This is a genomic window from Streptomyces sp. NPDC024555 (assembly GCF_055559335.1).
This window is the reverse complement of the sequence record NZ_JBVHKV010000002.1, coordinates 155355-173019: the sequence shown is the minus strand read 5'-3', so window position 1 is coordinate 173019 and position 17665 is coordinate 155355. Positions and strand designations below refer to the sequence as shown.

The 17665-nt window shown below is 71.2% G+C and carries 18 protein-coding genes and 5 tRNA genes; 17 read left to right on the top strand and 6 right to left on the bottom strand.

The genetic code is table 11. From position 1 onward, the window contains the following. Window positions 1–2971: nitrate- and nitrite sensing domain-containing protein (locus tag ACZ4FH_RS03435; protein WP_467301914.1), on the bottom strand; the 2971-nt coding region annotated here is incomplete at its 3' end. 581 nt (window positions 2972–3552) lie between these two features. On the opposite strand from ACZ4FH_RS03435, the gene ACZ4FH_RS03430 reads away from it, so the two are divergent. The 9 genes from ACZ4FH_RS03430 to ACZ4FH_RS03390 all read left to right on the top strand — a co-directional run bounded on the left by ACZ4FH_RS03430 (window position 3553) and on the right by ACZ4FH_RS03390 (window position 7460). Then, window positions 3553–3741, top strand: coding sequence for a hypothetical protein (locus tag ACZ4FH_RS03430; RefSeq protein ID WP_467301912.1), 189 nt, complete (start codon window positions 3553–3555; stop codon window positions 3739–3741). 99 nt (window positions 3742–3840) lie between these two features. Then, window positions 3841–4617 (top strand): fumarylacetoacetate hydrolase family protein, encoded by a 777-nt coding sequence (locus ACZ4FH_RS03425; RefSeq protein WP_467301911.1) that lies wholly within the window; start codon window positions 3841–3843, stop codon window positions 4615–4617. Beyond that, window positions 4610–6082 (top strand): glutamate--tRNA ligase, encoded by a 1473-nt coding sequence (gene gltX, locus ACZ4FH_RS03420; protein ID WP_467301909.1) that lies wholly within the window; start codon window positions 4610–4612, stop codon window positions 6080–6082. The genes ACZ4FH_RS03425 and gltX overlap by 8 nt, the downstream gene beginning before the upstream one ends. Window positions 6083–6170: 88 nt before the next feature. Next, window positions 6171–6893: an HAD family hydrolase gene (locus ACZ4FH_RS03415; RefSeq protein WP_467301908.1), complete on the top strand. Its 723-nt coding sequence runs from the start codon at window positions 6171–6173 to the stop codon at window positions 6891–6893. Between the two features lie 85 nt (window positions 6894–6978). Beyond that, window positions 6979–7050: transfer RNA gene (locus ACZ4FH_RS03410), tRNA-Gln, on the top strand. Between the two features lie 27 nt (window positions 7051–7077). Further along, window positions 7078–7150 (top strand) — tRNA-Glu (locus ACZ4FH_RS03405). Between the two features lie 60 nt (window positions 7151–7210). Then, window positions 7211–7283: transfer RNA gene (locus ACZ4FH_RS03400), tRNA-Glu, on the top strand. 12 nt (window positions 7284–7295) lie between these two features. Continuing rightward, window positions 7296–7367, top strand: a tRNA-Gln gene (locus ACZ4FH_RS03395). 20 nt (window positions 7368–7387) lie between these two features. Beyond that, window positions 7388–7460 (top strand) — tRNA-Glu (locus ACZ4FH_RS03390). A 105-nt stretch (window positions 7461–7565) separates the two neighbouring features. On the opposite strand, the gene ACZ4FH_RS03385 is transcribed toward ACZ4FH_RS03390, so the two are convergent. Beyond that, on the bottom strand, window positions 7566–8207 hold the full coding sequence (locus tag ACZ4FH_RS03385) for a MerR family transcriptional regulator (RefSeq protein WP_467301907.1): 642 nt from the start codon (window positions 8205–8207) through the stop codon (window positions 7566–7568). A gap of 87 nt (window positions 8208–8294) precedes the next feature. Here ACZ4FH_RS03385 and ACZ4FH_RS03380 point away from each other — a divergent pair, with 87 nt between their 5' ends. Further along, the gene (locus ACZ4FH_RS03380) at window positions 8295–8792 is read left to right on the top strand and encodes a DUF4188 domain-containing protein (RefSeq protein ID WP_385115129.1); all 498 of its coding nucleotides are present in this window, start codon (window positions 8295–8297) and stop codon (window positions 8790–8792) included. 81 nt (window positions 8793–8873) lie between these two features. Here ACZ4FH_RS03380 and ndgR read toward each other — a convergent pair whose 3' ends face one another. Next, window positions 8874–9590 (bottom strand): IclR family transcriptional regulator NdgR, encoded by a 717-nt coding sequence (ndgR, locus tag ACZ4FH_RS03375; RefSeq protein ID WP_026237628.1) that lies wholly within the window; start codon window positions 9588–9590, stop codon window positions 8874–8876. A 174-nt stretch (window positions 9591–9764) separates the two neighbouring features. On the opposite strand from ndgR, the gene leuC reads away from it, so the two are divergent. The 4 genes from leuC to ACZ4FH_RS03355 all read left to right on the top strand — a co-directional run bounded on the left by leuC (window position 9765) and on the right by ACZ4FH_RS03355 (window position 12937). Further along, entirely contained in the window at window positions 9765–11189 is a 1425-nt protein-coding gene (leuC, locus tag ACZ4FH_RS03370; RefSeq protein ID WP_467301905.1) for a 3-isopropylmalate dehydratase large subunit, read from the top strand. 5 nt (window positions 11190–11194) lie between these two features. Further along, window positions 11195–11788, top strand: a complete 594-nt coding sequence (leuD, locus tag ACZ4FH_RS03365; RefSeq protein WP_467301903.1) for a 3-isopropylmalate dehydratase small subunit — start codon at window positions 11195–11197, stop codon at window positions 11786–11788. 104 nt (window positions 11789–11892) lie between these two features. Continuing rightward, window positions 11893–12120 carry an SCO5555 family protein gene (locus tag ACZ4FH_RS03360; RefSeq protein ID WP_383644338.1) on the top strand — a complete coding sequence of 76 codons (228 nt, stop codon included), beginning with the start codon at window positions 11893–11895 and terminating at the stop codon, window positions 12118–12120. A gap of 142 nt (window positions 12121–12262) precedes the next feature. Next, complete coding sequence (locus ACZ4FH_RS03355) at window positions 12263–12937, top strand: HU family DNA-binding protein (RefSeq protein WP_467301901.1); 675 nt, start codon at window positions 12263–12265, stop codon at window positions 12935–12937. Between the two features lie 108 nt (window positions 12938–13045). Here the strand turns inward: ACZ4FH_RS03355 and ACZ4FH_RS03350 are convergent, their stop codons facing one another. Continuing rightward, a complete protein-coding gene (locus ACZ4FH_RS03350; protein ID WP_383644332.1) occupies window positions 13046–13249 on the bottom strand; it encodes a hypothetical protein in 204 nt (67 codons plus the stop codon). A 35-nt stretch (window positions 13250–13284) separates the two neighbouring features. Continuing rightward, window positions 13285–13971: a 2-phospho-L-lactate guanylyltransferase gene (gene cofC / locus ACZ4FH_RS03345; protein ID WP_467301899.1), complete on the bottom strand. Its 687-nt coding sequence runs from the start codon at window positions 13969–13971 to the stop codon at window positions 13285–13287. 160 nt (window positions 13972–14131) lie between these two features. Between cofC and ACZ4FH_RS03340 the strand changes: the two genes are divergently transcribed. The 3 genes from ACZ4FH_RS03340 to ACZ4FH_RS03330 all read left to right on the top strand — a co-directional run bounded on the left by ACZ4FH_RS03340 (window position 14132) and on the right by ACZ4FH_RS03330 (window position 17118). Beyond that, window positions 14132–14884 (top strand): lysophospholipid acyltransferase family protein, encoded by a 753-nt coding sequence (locus ACZ4FH_RS03340; RefSeq protein WP_467301897.1) that lies wholly within the window; start codon window positions 14132–14134, stop codon window positions 14882–14884. Continuing rightward, window positions 14881–15891, top strand: coding sequence for an NAD(P)H-dependent glycerol-3-phosphate dehydrogenase (locus ACZ4FH_RS03335; RefSeq protein ID WP_385115136.1), 1011 nt, complete (start codon window positions 14881–14883; stop codon window positions 15889–15891). Before ACZ4FH_RS03340 ends, ACZ4FH_RS03335 begins: the two co-directional genes overlap by 4 nt. Window positions 15892–15960: 69 nt before the next feature. Continuing rightward, the gene (locus ACZ4FH_RS03330; protein ID WP_467301895.1) at window positions 15961–17118 is read left to right on the top strand and encodes a D-alanine--D-alanine ligase family protein; all 1158 of its coding nucleotides are present in this window, start codon (window positions 15961–15963) and stop codon (window positions 17116–17118) included. 48 nt (window positions 17119–17166) lie between these two features. Here ACZ4FH_RS03330 and ACZ4FH_RS03325 read toward each other — a convergent pair whose 3' ends face one another. Beyond that, window positions 17167–17652: a DUF3515 domain-containing protein gene (locus ACZ4FH_RS03325; protein WP_467301894.1), complete on the bottom strand. Its 486-nt coding sequence runs from the start codon at window positions 17650–17652 to the stop codon at window positions 17167–17169. Window positions 17653–17665 lie beyond the last annotated feature (13 nt).

Sequence of the window (17665 nt, the reverse complement as noted above, 5' to 3'; positions counted from 1 at the left end):
AGAAGTCCGGGCGGGCGAACTGCGCGGTGCTCGCGGGGTCCTGGGCCTGCGGCGGGAACGGCTGCTGCGGACGCGGGGTCAGCGGCGGCGGCGTCATCGGACGCGGGAACTGGCCGGTGGACTCGGGCTCCTCGTGACCGCGCGGCGCGTCGAGCGGGGCGCGGTGCTGGGCGGCCGGGTCCTCCGTGCTGCCCCAGCTGGTGGTCTGGGGGCGCTGCGGCTGGGGGTTGCCACCCGGCAGCTCGGCACGCGGGCCGCCGACCGGGGGCAGCTGACGGCCGCCCTGGCCGGGGCCGCCGGGCTGCTGGAAACCGGTGTTCTGGCCGGGCCGGTCCTGCTGCGGGTGCGGAACCTGGCGGGCCGGGCCGGCGGGCTGCTCGGGGCGCCGCTGGTCGAACAGGCTCGGCCGGCTCGTGTCCGGGCCGTTGTCGCCCTGACCGCGGGCACCGAGCCGGGCACCGCCGCCGAAGGCACCGGCCAGTCCGCCGCCCTGGCGCGGGGCCGGGGGCTCGGGCTGACGGTTCTGCGGGGCGTTGCCGCCCGGTCCGCCCGGGAACGCGGACTCGGACGGGCCGCCGGGCTGACCGGGCTGGCCCGGTCCCCGGGCGGCGTCGCGGGACGGCAGGGCCGCCCGCGGACCGCTGCCCGCACCGACCTGGCCGCGCGCGGCGGACGGACCGCCGGCGAGCAGGCCGCCGGGGGCCGGGGACCCGCTGTCGAGGCCGGGACGCTGCGCGGTGCCGCCGGCCGGCAGACCGCCGCCCTGCGGAGAGGACTGCTGGGGCTGGCCCGGGGCCTGCTTGGGCGCCGGCTGCTTGCCGCCGTGCGCCACGTCGACCGGGAGCATGACCAGCGCGGTCGTACCACCGGAGTCGGAGGGGCGGAGCTGGATGCGGATGCCGTGACGCAGCGAGAGGCGGCCGACCACGAACAGACCCATGCGGCGCGAGACCGAGACGTCCACGGTGGGCGGCGAGGCGAGCCGCTCGTTGATCGCCGCGAGGTCCTCGGGGGAGAGGCCGATGCCCGTGTCGTGGATCTCGACGAGCACCCGGCCGTCCGGCAGCGCGTGACCGGTGACCCGGACCTTCGTCTGCGGCGAGGAGAACGAGGTGGCGTTCTCCAGCAGCTCGGCGAGCAGGTGCACGAGGTCGTTGACGACCCGGCCGGCGACCTCGGTGGCGGGCACCGCGGCCAGTTCGATGCGCTCGTACTGCTCCACCTCGGACGCGGCGGCGCGGAGCACGTCGACCAGCGGCACGGGGCGGGTCCACCGGCGGCCCGGCTCCTCGCCCGCGAGGACGAGGAGGTTCTCGCCGTTACGGCGCATACGGGTCGCGAGGTGGTCGAGCTTGAAGAGCGAGGACAGCTGGTCCGGGTCGGCCTCGCGCGACTCCAGCTCGGAGATGAGCGAGAGCTGGCGCTGGATGAGGCCCTGCGAACGGCGCGAGAGGTTGGTGAACATCGCGTTGACGTTGCCCCGGAGGAGGGCCTGTTCGGCGGCGAGGCGGACGGCCTCGCGGTGCACGTCGTCGAAGGCCGCGGCCACCTTGCCGATCTCGTCGCGGGAGTGGACACCGACGGACTCGACGGAGGTGTCGACGTCCTGCGGGTCCGACTCCGAGAGCTGCTTGACGAGCTCGGGCAGGCGGTCCTGGGCGACGCGGGTGGCGGTGTCCTGGAGGCGGCGCAGCGAGCGGATCATGGACCGGGCGACGACGAAGGCGCCGACCAGCGAGACACCGAGGACGAACAGGATGAGCGCACCGCTGATGATCGCTTCGCGCTGGGACTGGTCGCGCAGCTCGCGCGCCTTGCCCTCCATGTCGCTGAGGAGCGTCTCCTCGATCTGCTTCATGGCCTGGATCTTGGTGGAGTCCTGGTCGTACCAGTCCATGTACGAACGGCGGGCGCCGGGGCTGCCCATGCCGTTCGCGTTGTCGAGCACCTTCTTGGCGTAGGTGTCGGCGGCCTTGATCTCGGGCTGGCCCTCGTCGAGCGTGGAGGTCAGCTCCTCGGCGCTCTTGCCCGTGGTGGTGTAGATCGCCTCGAAGGAGCGGCGGGCCGCGTCCTCCTTGCGCTGGGCGGCGAGACCGAACTGCTGGTCGTTCCGGTTGAGATGGGGTTCCTTGGCGTTGCTGTTCGGCAGCGCCGCGGCGATGATCGCGCGCTGGATCGACGCGTACTCCTTGGCGGAGGAGAAGGCCGCCAGGGCACGCGTGCGCTTGATCATCTCGGGGCTGCTGGTCGCCTGCGCCATGTCCTGCGAGAGGCTCAGCAGCGAGGTGATCAGCTGGCTGTAGGCGTCGACGGTCTGGAGACTCGGACTGCCCTCGGCGTACGCCTGCTTGCGGATGTCGCGGATGCCGCCGAGCTGCGAGGCGATCTGCTGGACGCTGGAGTGGATGCTCTCCAGGGCCTCGTCACCGGAGGTGTCACCGATGTCGTTGGTCGCGGTGAAGAAGGCCTTCTTCGCCCGGTCCGTCTTCTTGCGGGGCTCCGTGACCTTGAAGTCGTCCGCGGCGACGCCGTTGGACAGCGGGCCCGCCGACCGGTCGCGCTCCTCCTGGAGCGCCTGGGCCAGCGAGGTCGCCTGCTTCGTCATCTTCGTCAGCAGCTGCATGTGCTCCAGCTGCTGGATGTCGTTCATGGAGTCGTTGATGCGCAGACCACCCAGGGTGGTCGCGGCGACCACGGGGAGGGCCAGCAGGGAGACCAGGCGCGTGGAGATGCGCCAGTTGCGGAGCGCTACGCGCGACCCCGTGTTGACCGGGCCGCGCGGCTTGAGCGCGGAGGCGGGGTCGGACTCGCCGCCCGCCGTCGCGCCGGGCCGGCGGTCGCGGTCGCTGCTCTCACCGGCCGCGGCCGGTCCGGGGTTCTGGGCGTGCTGGGGCGAGGAACCGCGGTCGGTCCCGCCGCGCGGCTCCTGTTCCGCCGCAGCGCTGCCATCCCTCTTGAAACGTCCCTGCACTAGCGTCGCAACCTCTGGACCAGGCGTTCCTCCGTCGGGGGACGGAAAGAACGGTGTCGGCGTCGTGGGGCGTCTTACCGCCCCATGGTGGTCTTTGAGTGGCCGGCGCTCTTCCCCTTCCCGCCGCCACTCGGCGCTGCGTTGCGCCCCCTGCGCGCCGGCTTGAAACCCGCGGCGGTGCGTGGAATTCCAGCACAGTGCCGGATCTCCAACAAGGCCCCGGTATCGGGCCGTGACCTGCGTGACGGTTTGTGATGACAGGGTAACAAGCCGTGGAACGCGATCATCGGCATAACGGACTATTGCGGGTGAATCAGGTAGGGGTGGGGGGTGTCCCAGTCGAGATGATCAGGGGCGGAATGGTCGATTCAGGTGTGCAATGTCGGGTTTCTCCGACCGTAAAGGCCGCCCGAATTGACGCGAATGTCTGTCACTTCGTGAGCAAACTCACATGATGATCGCCGTCTCTTCCTGGCCTTTGGAGGGAATCGGATGTTTAGCCTGGCGCTTTACAGGGTTGGCAGAACCGACAACCGGCGCCCCCGCACGGGGTGCCCCTACCGACAGGGTCCGGACCGCAGATGAAGACGACGATGACGTTCCGCAACACCGCCAACCCCCGGCGCACGACGCTGGCGCACCTCAAGGACGCCGAGGCGCTGAGCACGGCGGAGCAGCGGGAGCACACCGTCGAACTGCCCTCGCAGACCGCCAACCCGCGCCGCACGATCCTGATGACCGCCCCCGCGGCCCCCGTCCCCGCCGAATAGCCCGGAGGCCCCCGCGGCATCGCACGGCGTCCCCCCTCACCGCGTTAGCCTGGAGCGTCAGTCTTCAGCCAGCCAGCAAGTGAGGGGCGACAGCAACCCGTGCGCATCGCCAGGTTCTCCATCGACGGCAATGTCGCCTTCGGCGCCGTCGAGGGCGACGGACCCGATGGTCTCGTCCTCGACATCATCAAGGGCATCCCGTACGCCGACTTCGAGCTCTCCGGGACCAAGGTCCCGCTGAACAAGGTCCGGCTGCTGCCGCCCGTGCTCCCCAACAAGGTCGTGGCCATCGGCCGCAACTACGCGGAGCACGCCGCCGAGCTCGGCCACGAGGTCCCCGACGTCCCCGTCGCCTTCCTCAAGCCCACCACCGCGGTGATCGGCTCCGGCGACGCCATCGAGTACCCCTCCTTCTCCCAGGACGTGCACTACGAGGGCGAGCTGGCCGTGGTCATCGGCCGGATGTGCCGCGAGGTGCCCCGGGAACGCGTGAAGGACGTCGTCCTCGGCTACACCTGCGCCAACGACGTCACCGCCCGCGACGCGCAGCAGCGCGAGAAGCAGTGGGCCCGCGCCAAGGGCTTCGACACCTCCTGCCCCCTGGGCCCCTGGGTGGAGACCGACCTCGACCCCGGCGACCTCGCGATCCAGACGACCGTCAACGGCGAGCAACGCCAGCTCGGCCGGACGAGCGACATGGTCCGGAGCATCGAGGACCTGGTCGTCCACATCACGGAGGCCATGACCCTGCTCCCGGGCGACGTGATCCTCACCGGCACACCCGCGGGGGTCGGACCCCTCCACGTCGGCGACGAGGTCGCCGTCACCATCGAAGGCATCGGCACTCTCACCAACAAGGTGATCAAGCGTGGCTAACGCACCTGTACGCGTCCGTTTCTGTCCCTCCCCGACGGGCAACCCCCACGTCGGCCTGGTCCGGACGGCCCTCTTCAACTGGGCCTTCGCCCGGCACCACCAGGGCACCCTGGTCTTCCGCATCGAGGACACCGACGCGGCACGCGACTCCGAGGAGTCGTACGAGCAGCTCCTGGAGGCCATGCGCTGGCTCGGTCTGGACTGGGACGAGGGCCCCGAGGTCGGCGGCCCGCACGCCCCGTACCGGCAGTCGCAGCGCATGGACATCTACCGGGACGTCGCCGAGAAGCTGCTCGCCGCCGGTCACGCGTACCCCTGCTACTGCACCACCGAGGAGCTGGACACCCGCCGCGACGCCGCCCGCGCCGCCGGGAAGCCGTCGGGCTACGACGGCCACTGCCGCGACCTCACCGCCGAGCAGAAGGCCGCGTACGAGGCCGAGGGCCGCACCTCGATCGTGCGCTTCCGGATGCCCGACGAGGCCATCACCTTCACCGACCTGGTCCGCGGCGACATCACCGTCCAGCCGGAGAACGTGCCGGACTACGGCATCGTCCGCGCCAACGGCGCCCCGCTGTACACGCTGGTCAACCCGGTCGACGACGCCCTGATGGAGATCACCCACGTCCTGCGCGGCGAGGACCTGCTCTCCTCCACCCCGCGCCAGATCGCCCTCTACCGGGCGCTCATCGAGCTGGGTGTCGCCAAGGACACCCCGGCCTTCGGCCACCTGCCGTACGTCATGGGCGAGGGCAACAAGAAGCTCTCCAAGCGCGACCCGCAGGCCTCGCTCAACCTCTACCGCGAGCGCGGCTTCCTGCCCGAGGGGCTGCTGAACTACCTCTCGCTGCTGGGCTGGTCGATCGCCGAGGACCGCGACATCTTCGACATCGACGAGATGGTCGCCGCCTTCGACATCACGGACGTCAACGCCAACCCGGCCCGCTTCGACCTCAAGAAGTGCGAGCACGTCAACGCCGAGCACATCCGCCGGCTCGACGTGAAGGCGTTCACCGAGGCCTGCGGCCCGTGGCTGCACGCCCCGTTCGCCCCCTGGGCCCCGGAGGCCTTCGACGCGGACGTGTTCGCCGCGATCGCCCCGCACGCCCAGACCCGCGTCACCGTGCTCTCCGAGATCACGGCCAATGTGGACTTCCTCTTCCTGGACGAGCCGGCCGTGGACGAGGCCTCCTGGGCCAAGGCGATGAAGGAGGGCTCCGACGCCCTGCTCACCACCGCCCGCGCCAAGCTGGCCGAGGCCGAGTGGAACGCGGACGCGCTGAAGAACGCCGTCCTCACCGCCGGCGAGGAGCACGGCCTGAAGCTCGGCAAGGCCCAGGCCCCGGTCCGGGTGGCCGTCACCGGCCGCACGGTCGGTCTGCCGCTCTTCGAGTCCCTGGAGATCCTGGGCCGCGAGCGGACCCTGGCCCGGGTGGACGCGGCCCTGGCCGAACTGGCCGCGTAAGGCACGGCACCGTACGACGCACGGGCCCGGCGACCGCACCACGCGGCCGCCGGGCCCGTCCGCGTGTCCACGGGCATAGAGTCGGACCATGCCGACGATCAGAGCCGTTCTCTGGGACGTGGACGACACCCTCTTCGACTACACGTCCGCCGCCACCACGGGGATGCGGAACCATCTCGCGGCGGAGGGGCTGCCCGTGCGGTACGGGACGGCCGAGGAGGCCGTCGAGGACTGGCACCGGCTCACCCGGCGCCACTGGGCGCGGTTCGCGGACGGGGAGGCCACCTTCGAGGGCCAGCGCCGCGACCGGGCCAGGGAGTTCCTGGACCGCCCGTTGGACGACGAGGCCGCCGACGCCTGGTTCGGGCGCCACGTGGCCCATTTCGAGGCCGCCTGGGCCCTGTTCCCCGACGTGGTGCCCGCGCTCGACGCCCTGGCCGCCGGCCACCGGCACGCCGTGCTGTCCAACTCCGCGCTCCACCACCAGCACCGCAAGCTGGAGGTGCTCGGGGTGCGCGACCGCTTCGAGACCGTCCTGTGCGCCGCGGAACTGGGCGTCTCCAAGCCCGACGCCGCCGCCTTCCACACCGCCTGCGAGGCCCTGGAACTCGATCCCGGCGAGGTGGTGTACGTCGGGGACGAGCCGGACATCGACGCCGCCGGCGCGGTCGCCGCGGGGCTCGCGGGCGTCTGGCTGGACCGGCGCGGGCGCGGCGGGCGGCCCGAGTTGGCACGGATCACCGGGCTCGCGCAGCTCCCCGGCCTGCTGGCGGGCGATACCCGTTTTGGAGCGCCGGACACCTTCGGGTAATGTTCTTTCTGCGCCGCCCGAGCGGGCCGAAAGATCCGGCCGGGAAGCGCAGACAGAAAAGAAACCCCCAGGGGTTGATTTTCAGTGGGCTATGGTGTAATTGGCAACACTACGGTTTCTGGTACCGTCATTCTAGGTTCGAGTCCTGGTAGCCCAGCGCAGTACAAGCAAGTTGCAGGAACAAGCCCCCGTTGTGTAGCGGCCTAGCACGCTGCCCTCTCACGGCAGTAGCGCCGGTTCGAATCCGGTCGGGGGTACAGATCCTTCCCGCGGGAACATCTGGGTCGCACCCACGTTCTCGATGCAGGATCGCTAGGGCCCCCGTTGTGTAGCGGCCTAGCACGCTGCCCTCTCACGGCAGTAGCGCCGGTTCGAATCCGGTCGGGGGTACTTGTAACACCATGGGCTATGGTGTAATTGGCAACACTACGGTTTCTGGTACCGTCATTCTAGGTTCGAGTCCTGGTAGCCCAGCGCAACACCGCAGTATCCAAGCCCCCGTTGTGTAGCGGCCTAGCACGCTGCCCTCTCACGGCAGTAGCGCCGGTTCAAATCCGGTCGGGGGTACAACAGAGAAGAACGCGAAGGCCCTTCACCTCGGTGAGGGGCCTTTCGCCTGTCCGGCCCGGCGAGGGGCGACCCGGAGACCGGGCGGCCGCCGGGAGGCGGGGATCACAGACCGTAGCGCCGGGCCGACTCCTCCTCCTGGGCCAGCCGGCGCAGCGCCGTGAGGACCGGTTCGTACAGCACGGCCGCGGCGACCGCCATCTCCACCTGTTCCGTCTCCGTGGGATGGCTCTCCATCAGGTCCAGATCGCGCACCGCCGCCGCGTGCATCAGCCGGGCGTACTCCGCGAGCTGGTCCTCGGGGCACGGATAGCCGAGCCGGAGCAGGGTGGCCAGCGAGGCCACCAGGGAGCGGTGCGAGGGGGAGAGGGCGCCGATCTCCCGCGCGGTCGACCAGCCCAGGGCCTCCAGGAGCCGGTCCACCTCCGCGGCGGCCGCCGCCGTCTCCGGGGCCTCCTCGTCCGCGTCGGGGCCGTGCGGCAGCGCCCAGAGGGCCGCGCCGAGCCGCATGGTGCGGCCCAGGGAGGCGTCGTCGGCGTGGTGCAGCACCTCCCGGGCCGTGGCCACCGGGAGCCGGCCCACCTGGAGGAGCGCCCGGATCAGCCGCAGCCGGCGCACATGGCTCTCGTCGTACTCGGCCTGGGTCGCGCTCACCCGCCGCCCCGCGGGCAACAGCCCCTCCCGCAGGTAGTACTTGATCGTCGCGGTGCTCACACCGCTGCGCCCGCTCAGTTCCGAGAGCCGCATTCCGTTCCCTCCCTTGCGCCGCCCCGGGGGCGGTGCCACGATCCAATCATTGGATAGCGCAACTCTCCAACGAGCCAAGGGGATCACATGTTCGCGAAACCGATACCGGGACGGACGACCGCGGCGGCCGAGGGGGACGTGGTCGTCCTCCTCATCGGGATGCGCATCAACCACTTCCGGGGCGTGCACCACTGGCTGCCGGTGCTGTTCGCCATGCCGCGCATGCTGCGGGAGTTGAGCCGGGACCGGAGCCGGGGGCTGCTCGGCTACCAGCTGCTGACCGGCTCCCCGAGGACGTACTACGTCGTCCAGTACTGGGAGTCCAAGGAGAAGCTGTACGCGTACGCGACGGCGCCGGACATGCTGCACCGCAAGGCGTGGGCGATGATCAACCGCAAGGAGAAGAAGTCCCGGCAGCACGTGGGACTGTGGCACGAGACCTACATCGTGCCCGAGGGCGGCTACGAGTCCATCTACGCGGATATGCCGGCGTATGGACTGGCCGCGGCGACCGGCTCGCTGCCGATCGAGGGGCGGGGCCGCCGGGCGGCGGACCGTCTCGCGCACCGCTCGCCGGCACGGTGAGGCACGGCGGGGTTCTGTGCGAGGAGGGGGCCGCCACGACGCTGGGGCGGCCTCTGGAGGAGAAGGGGCGGGCGCGCGGGCTCAGCCGGAGCGGCGCAGCGCCTCGCTGAGCCGGGCGGCCGAGTCGATGACGGCCTGGGCGTGCATCCGGCCCGGGTGGCGGGTGAGCCGCTCGATCGGCCCGGAGACCGACACCGCCGCGACCACCCGGTTCGACGGACCGCGCACGGGGGCGGAGACCGAGGCGACGCCCGGTTCGCGCTCACCGATCGACTGGGCCCAGCCCCGGCGGCGCACACCGGAGAGCGCCGTCGCCGTGAAGCGGGCGCCCTGGAGACCGCGGTGCAGGCGCTCCGGCTCCTCCCAGGCCATCAGGATCTGGGCCGAGGAGCCGGCCTTCATCGTGAGCGTGGAGCCGACCGGGACGGTGTCCCGCAGTCCGGACAGCCGTTCCGCCGCTGCCACGCAGATCCGCATGTCGCCCTGCCGGCGGTAGAGCTGGGCGCTCTCGCCGGTGATGTCGCGCAGGTGGGTGAGCACCGGTCCGGCCGTGGCCAGGAGCCGGTCCTCGCCCGCCGCCGCCGCGAGTTCCGACAGGCGGGGGCCGAGAATGAATCTCCCCTGCATGTCTCTCGCCACCATGCGGTGATGTTCGAGTGCCACGGCCAGCCGGTGGGCCGTGGGTCGTGCGAGCCCGGTCGCCGCGACCAGCCCGGCGAGGGTGGCCGGTCCGGACTCCAGGGCGCTCAATACCAGAGCCGCCTTGTCGAGAACGCCGACGCCGCTAGAGTTGTCCATACGACGATACTCGCGTCTCACTCTGTGAAACGCAAGTTCAATTTTCCCGGGAAGTTGCGAACCTGTACCGGCGGCCCCACAACGGCCCGTAGCCACCGCCCCGCACGGGGGTCCGGACGGGGGCGCACCGAATCTCTAGTTGGGCCGGCGAAGACGCCGGCCGGAGGGAAAGCGATGGGTAGGACACTCGCGGAGAAGGTTTGGGACGACCACGTCGTCCGGCGCGCCGAGGGCGAGCCCGACCTCCTCTTCATCGATCTGCACCTGCTGCACGAGGTGACCAGTCCGCAGGCCTTCGACGGTCTGCGGCAGGCCGGACGCCCGGTGCGGCGCCTCGACCTCACCATCGCCACCGAGGACCACAACACCCCGACCCTCGACATCGACAAGCCGATCGCCGACCCGGTCTCCCGCGCCCAGCTGGAGACGCTGCGCAAGAACTGCGCGGAGTTCGGCGTCCGGCTGCACCCGCTGGGCGACGTCGAGCAGGGTGTGGTCCACGTGGTCGGCCCGCAGCTGGGTCTGACCCAGCCCGGCACCACGGTGGTCTGCGGCGACTCCCACACGTCCACGCACGGCGCCTTCGGCGCCCTGGCGTTCGGCATCGGCACCAGCCAGGTCGAGCACGTGCTGGCGACCCAGACGCTGCCGCTGGCCCGCCCGAAGACGATGGCCATCACCGTCGACGGCGAACTGCCCGAGGGCGTCACCGCCAAGGACCTGATCCTCGCGATCATCGCCCGGATCGGCACCGGCGGCGGCCAGGGCTACATCCTGGAGTACCGCGGCTCCGCCATCGAGAAACTCTCGATGGAGGCCCGGATGACCATCTGCAACATGTCGATCGAGGCCGGTGCGCGGGCGGGCATGATCGCCCCCGACGCGACCACCTTCGACTACCTGCGCGGCCGTGACCACGCGCCGCAGGGCGCGGACTGGGACGAGGCCGTCGCGTACTGGAAGACGCTGCGCACGGACGAGGACGCGGTCTTCGACGCCGAGGTCGTCATCGACGCCGCCGCGCTCTCGCCGTTCGTCACCTGGGGCACCAACCCGGGCCAGGGCGCGCCGCTGTCGGCCGTCGTCCCCGACCCGGCTTCGTACGAGGACGCCTCGGAGCGCACCGCCGCCGAAAAGGCCCTGGAGTACATGGGGTTGACCGCCGGACAGCCGCTGCGCGAGATCGGTGTCGACACCGTCTTCGTAGGCTCCTGCACCAACGGCCGCATCGAGGACCTGCGCAACGCGGCCGCGGTGCTGGACGGCCGCAAGGTCGCCGACGGCGTGCGGATGCTGGTCGTCCCGGGCTCGGTCCGGGTCGCCCTCCAGGCCGTCGAGGAGGGCCTGGACAAGGTCTTCACCGCCGCCGGCGCCGAATGGCGGCACGCGGGCTGCTCGATGTGTCTCGGCATGAACCCCGACCAGCTGGCCCCCGGCGAGCGCTCCGCCTCCACCTCGAACCGCAACTTCGAGGGCCGGCAGGGCAAGGGCGGCCGGACGCACCTGGTCTCCCCGCAGGTCGCCGCCGCCACCGCCGTGCTGGGCCATCTGGCCTCGCCGGCCGACCTGTCCGACGCCCGTACGCCCGCCGGAGTCTGAGAATCATGGAAGCTTTCACCACGCACACCGGCCGGGCCGTCCCGCTGCGCCGCAGCAACGTGGACACCGACCAGATCATCCCCGCCCACTGGCTGAAGAAGGTCACCCGGGACGGCTTCGAGGACGGGCTCTTCGAGGCCTGGCGCAAGGACGAGACCTTCGTCCTCAACCGCCCGGAGCGCCAGGGCGCCACGGTCCTGGTGGCCGGCCCCGACTTCGGCACCGGCTCGTCCCGCGAGCACGCCGTCTGGGCGCTCCAGAACTACGGCTTCAAGGCCGTCATCTCCTCCCGGTTCGCCGACATCTTCCGCGGGAACTCGCTGAAGAACGGCCTGTTGACCGTGGTCCTGGAGCAGTCGGTCGTCGACGCGATCTGGGAGCTCACCGAGGCCGACCCGACCGCCGAGGTCACCGTCGACCTGGAGCAGCGCCAGGTCGTCGCCGGTGACATCACCGCCGCCTTCGAGCTGGACGAGAACTCCCGCTGGCGGCTGCTGAACGGTCTCGACGACATCAGCCTCACCCTGCAGAACGAAGCGGACATCGCGGCCTACGAGGCGGCCAGGCCGGCCCACAAGCCCCGTACAATTTCCGCCTGAGCAGCGCGTTTCCAGGACTGCGCCCCCTGCCTTCTGGTAGGGGGCGCAGTCGCTTGTTGAGACCCCGTCGGGCGACAACTCGCCCCAGATGGCACAATCGGTGCATGGAACGCGACAGCCAACTCAAGCTTTACGGCCACGTCGCCGACCAATTGAAGGAAGCGCACTCCCGAGTGCGTGCACTGCAAGTCCCGGAGGGCGTACGGATGGCGCTGAACCGGAAGCTGCTGGTCGTCACGGCCGCGGCGAAGCACGATCTCCCGGATGCGGCAAGGCGTCTGGACCGTTTGATGAAGGACCTCGACGAGGGCCGATTCCCCGAAGGTGGCTGACTCTGCGGAACTGCGCAGCGGTCGACTTCGTTGCGGCACTAGGGTGATTAGCCCGTTTCGTGTTTGATTTGCGGTATATATCTGCCTAACGTGCGAAAAAGCCGGAAAGTTTCGTTCCGGCAATGTCTCCGAAGGGGAAGACGTGAACAAGGCCCAGCTCGTAGAAGCGATTGCCGACAAGCTCGGCGGCCGTCAGCAGGCCGCGGACGCCGTGGACGCGGTGCTCGACGCCATCGTCCGTGCCGTCGTCGCAGGTGACCGCGTTTCGGTCACCGGCTTCGGCTCGTTCGAGAAGGTCGACCGCCCCGCCCGCTACGCCCGCAACCCGCAGACGGGTGAGCGCGTGCGGGTCAAGAAGACCTCGGTGCCCCGCTTCCGCGCGGGACAGGGCTTCAAGGACCTGGTGAGCGGCTCCAAGAAGCTCCCCAAGAACGATGTCGCCGTGAAGAAGGCCCCCAAGGGCAGCCTCTCGGGCGGTTCTTCCACCCGGACGACGGCCAAGGCCGCCGCCAAGAAGGCCACGGCGAAGAAGGCCACCGCCAAGAAGGCCACGGCGAAGAAGGCCGTGACCGCGGTGAAGAAGACCACCGCGGCAGCCAAGAAGACCACCGCGAAGAAGACCTCCGCGGCGGCGAAGAAGACCACCGCGGCCGCGAAGAAGGCGGCCCCCGCGGCGGCGAAGAAGGCCACGGCGACCAAGAAGGCCACCGCCGCCAAGACCGCGCCCGCCAAGAAGGCCACGGCCAAGAAGGCTCCCGCGAAGAAGACCACGGCGCGCAAGACCACGGCCAAGAAGGCCACCGCACGCAAGAAGTGAGACCGGGCCGCACCGGGCCCTCACACGCGCCGGGCCGGGCTCCCCTCGGGGGAGCCCGGCCCGCGGGCTGTCCGGGGACCCGTCGCGGGCCCGTGACACCGCCAGGGGTCAGAAGGTCTGGAGCGTCACCAGGGTGATCCGCAGGGCCGCCCCCGCGCCCTCGCCCTCGATCCGCACCCGCTGCCCCGGACGCAGCAGCCGCAGCCCGCCCGCGTCGAAGGCCGCGGCGTCGAAGTCCACCGGGGTGCCGTCGTCGAGCAGCACACTGCCGGTACGGGTCTCGGGATCGTACGTGTACGAGGTCGCCTGCATGGACGGAAGCCTAGAGCCTTTCGTACGGGACGGTCCTAAGGACGGTCCGCCGCCGGCACCCCGGCGGCCCAGCGCCCCGCCGTGTACGGGCCGACCCCCAGGGCCAGCGCCGCCCGGAGGTCCGCGCCGGTGTCCACGTCCCGGCGCACCGAATCGATGCCCGCCAGCGTGATCTCCACAGCCCCCGACGCCAGATGCCGGGCCCGCGACGGACCGCCGAAAGCGGGCCGCAATTCCACTCCCGGGCCCGCCGACAGAAATGTCGTCCCGATTCCCTCCGCATCGGTCACAAAAGCGCGCGGAAAAGCGGCGGCGAATTCGATGACACGGGACAATTCCGCCGGACGCAGCGCGGGCAGGTCCGCGTTCAGCGCGGCGACCGCGGCCCGGGGCCTGCCGGTCCGCACCACGCGCTCACCGTGCGCGAGAGCGGCGTTGAGCCCCGCCGCCGGGACATCGGGCACGATCCGCGCCCCGAGGGCCGCCAGCGCGGCGGCGGCCGCCGCGTCGTCCGTGACGACCACCACATCGGCCACCGCCGGGCAGGACAGCGCGGCGGACACCGTGTCGCGGGCGAACGCCAGGGCCAGCCGGGGCCGCAGCAGCGGGCCCGAGGCGGGCGTCAGCCTGCTCTTGGCCCGCGCCAAGGGCTTCAGCGGGACGACCAGTGACCAGGGGCCGGTCGGGTCGGTGTTCGTGGCGGTCTCCCCGTCGGTGCGCATGGCCGCCTATTCTCGCCTGCCGGTGCGACAACCCGGAGGGTCGGTCCCGAAGGCGAGGCGTACGGTGTTCTCGACAGAGCAGGGGCCTGGGGCGAGACTTGACCCTCGGTAGTCAGGCAGCAGTCCGCTCCACAGTCAGGCCATAGAGGAAGGTGTCCGAGTGTCCCGCCGCAGAATCGGCTTCTGGTACCGCCTGGCGGCGGTCATCGCGAAACCGCCGCTGGTGATTCTGTTCAAGCGCGACTGGCGGGGAATGGAACACATTCCGGCCGACGGCGGATTCATCACCGCGGTCAATCACAACTCCTACCTGGACCCGCTGTCGTACGGGCATTTCCAGTACAACACCGGCCGGGTGCCCCGGCTCCTCGCCAAGGCGGGCCTGTTCAAGGCCCCCTTCGTCGGCATGATGCTGCGCGGCACCGGCCAGATCCCGGTGTACCGCGAGACGACGAACGCGATGGACGCCTTCCGGGCCGCCGTCGACGCCATCGAACGCGGGGAGTGCGTCGCCTTCTACCCCGAGGGCACCCTCACCCGCGACCCCGACATGTGGCCGATGGCCGGCAAGACCGGCGCCGCCCGCGTCGCGTTGACGACCCGCGCACCGGTGATCCCGGTCGCGCAGTGGGGCGCCAACCTCGCGATGCCGCCGTACGCCAAGGAGAAGAAGGTCCGGCTCTTCCCCCGCAAGACCCTCCGGGTCCAGGCGGGCCCGCCCGTCGACCTCTCCCGGTTCTACGATCGGGAGGCCACGCCGGAGGTGCTCCGCGAGGTGACCGAGGTCATCATGCGGGCGATCACCGCGCAACTGGAGCAGGTGCGCGGCGAGAAGGCCCCCGCCGAGCCGTACGACCACCGCAGGGCCCGCGCCGAGCAGCGGCGCAGGGCCGAAGGAGAGGGAACCACGTGACGCACCCCGTCAAGGCCGCCGTCTTCGGAACCGGCTCCTGGGGTACGGCCTTCGGCATGGTCCTCGCGGACGCGGGCTGCGAGGTCACCCTCTGGGGACGCCGGGCCGAGATCGCCGACGCCGTCAACACCACCCGCACCAACCCCGACTACCTCCCCGGCATCCAGCTGCCCGAGTCGGTCCGGGCCACCACGGACGCCGCCGAGGCGCTGCGCGGCGCCGACTTCGCGGTCCTCGTCGTGCCCTCCCAGACGCTGCGCGCCAACCTCGCGGCCTGGACGCCGTACCTGGAGCCGCAGACGGTCCTGGTCTCCCTGATGAAGGGCGTCGAACTCGGCACCGCCGAGCGGATGAGCGAGGTCGTCCAGGAGGTCACGGGGGTCGGCCCGGAGCGGGTCGCCGTCGTCACCGGCCCCAACCTCGCCAAGGAGATCGCCGAACGCCGCCCCGCGGCCGCCGTCGTCGCCAGCACGGACGAGGCCGTGGCCCGCCGCCTCCAGGCCGCCTGCCACACCTCGTACTTCCGCCCCTACACCAGCACCGACGTGGTCGGCTGCGAACTCGGCGGCGCCGTCAAGAACGTCATCGGGCTGGCCGTCGGCATCGCCAACGGCATGGGGCTCGGCGACAACGCCAAGGGCTCGCTCATCACCCGCGGCCTCGCCGAGACCATCCGGCTGGGCGTCGCCATGGGCGCCGACCCGCTGACCTTCTCCGGCCTCGCCGGCCTCGGCGACCTGGTGGCGACCTGCTCCTCGCCGCTCTCGCGCAACAACACCTTCGGCACCAACCTCGGCCGGGGCATGACGCTCCAGGAGGCCATCGCGGCCACCAAGCAGACCGCCGAGGGCGTCAAGTCCTGCGAGTCGGTCCTCGACCTGGCCCGGCGCCACAACGTCGACATGCCCATCACCGAGACGGTCGTCGGCATCGTCCACGAGGGCAAGTCGCCGCTGGTCGCGGTCAAGGAGCTGATGTCGCGCACCGCCAAGGCCGAACGGCACTGACCCCGTTCGGCCCCGGGCGGCCCCGGCCACGCTGACGCCACCGGTACCAGCAGGTACGCTCAACGCGATATGAGCAGCGAGAACCTCCCCCAGAGCACGGAGCACCAGCTCCGCAAGCCGCGTGTGGCCGTCGTGTTCGGCGGCCGCAGCTCCGAGCACGGCATTTCGGTGGTCACGGCCGGCGCGGTCCTGAACGCGATCGACCGGACGAAGTACGACGTCCTGCCGATCGGCATCACGACGGACGGCCGCTGGGCGCTCACCGCCGACGCACCCGAACGCATGGCCATCACCGAGCGGCGGATGCCGGACGTGACCGAACTGGCCGAGTCCGAGGACGGCGGCGTCGTGCTCTCCGTCGACCCCGGCAGCCGCGAAGTGGTCTACACGGAGCCCGGATCGGTCCCCAAGGCGCTCGGCGAGGTCGACGTCGTCTTCCCCGTCCTGCACGGCCCGTACGGGGAGGACGGCACGCTCCAGGGCCTGCTGGAGCTCTCCGGGGTGCCGTACGTCGGCGCCGGGGTGCTCGCCTCGGCGGTCGGCCAGGACAAGGAGTACATGAAGCGGGTCTTCACCTCCTTCGGACTCCCCGTCGGCCCCTACGTCGTCGTACGCCCCCGGGAGTGGGACAACGACCGGCAGGCCGCCCGCAAGCGCATCGTGGACTTCGCCGGCGAGCACGGCTGGCCGCTCTTCGTGAAGCCCGCCCGCGCCGGCTCCTCCATCGGCATCACCAAGGTCGACGACCTCGCCGGGCTCGACGAGGCGATCGAGGAGGCCCGCCGCCACGACCCCAAGTTCCTCGTCGAGTCGCTGCTGCGCGGCCGCGAGATCGAGTGCGGGGTGCTGGAGTTCGAGGACGGCCCGCGCGCCAGCGTGCCCGCCGAGATCCCCCCGGTCACCGCGCACGACTTCTACGACTTCGAGGCGAAGTACATCGACGCCGCCTCCGGGATCGTGCCCGCCCCGCTCACCCCCGAACAGACCGCCGAGGTCCAGCGGCTCGCCGTCGAGGCCTTCGAGGCGGCCTCCTGCGAGGGCCTGGTCCGCGCCGACTTCTTCCTCACCGAGGACGGCGGCTTCGTCATCAACGAGATCAACACCCTGCCGGGCTTCACCCCGATCTCCATGTACCCGCGCATGTGGCAGGAGAGCGGCGTCAGCTACCAGCAGCTGGTGGACCGCCTCATCCAGGCGGCGCTGGACCGGCCGACCGGCCTGCGCTGACCCGCGGGACACCCCTGTACGGCGTGCGCCCCGCGAACGGGCGCACGCCTACAGGCTGGGCGGGACGGTCTTCCTGACCGCGGAGGCGAACGCCGCCAGGGGCGTCGCGTCGTGCGCGTACGCCTCGGAGAGCGTGACCTCCACGTACGCCTTGCGCAGCGTCGTGGTGAACCGGGGGCCGGCGTCCTCACGCTGCTCCAGCATCCAGTTGACGCCGTCCGCCTCCGCGGCCTTCGCCTGGGGGTCGTCCATCTTCTCGGGGCGCGGGACACCGCAGCGCAGTACGATCGCCCCGTCCCCCCACCCGGCCGTCAGATCGGAACGGGGCGAGGGGTCCTCGCGCTCCAGCCCCGCGACGGAACGCGGCAGCTCCTTGTGCAGGGCACGGCAGTAGGCTGCGGCTTCCGAGGACGGAGTGGGCACCGTGACCGACGCCGACGGGTCCGAGGAACAGCCCGCCGCGGCCAGCAGGACCAGGGCGGCGGACGGACCGAGGAGCACGGGGTGGGGGAGCCGGCGGCGGGTAGACGTCACCGGCCCAGCGTAG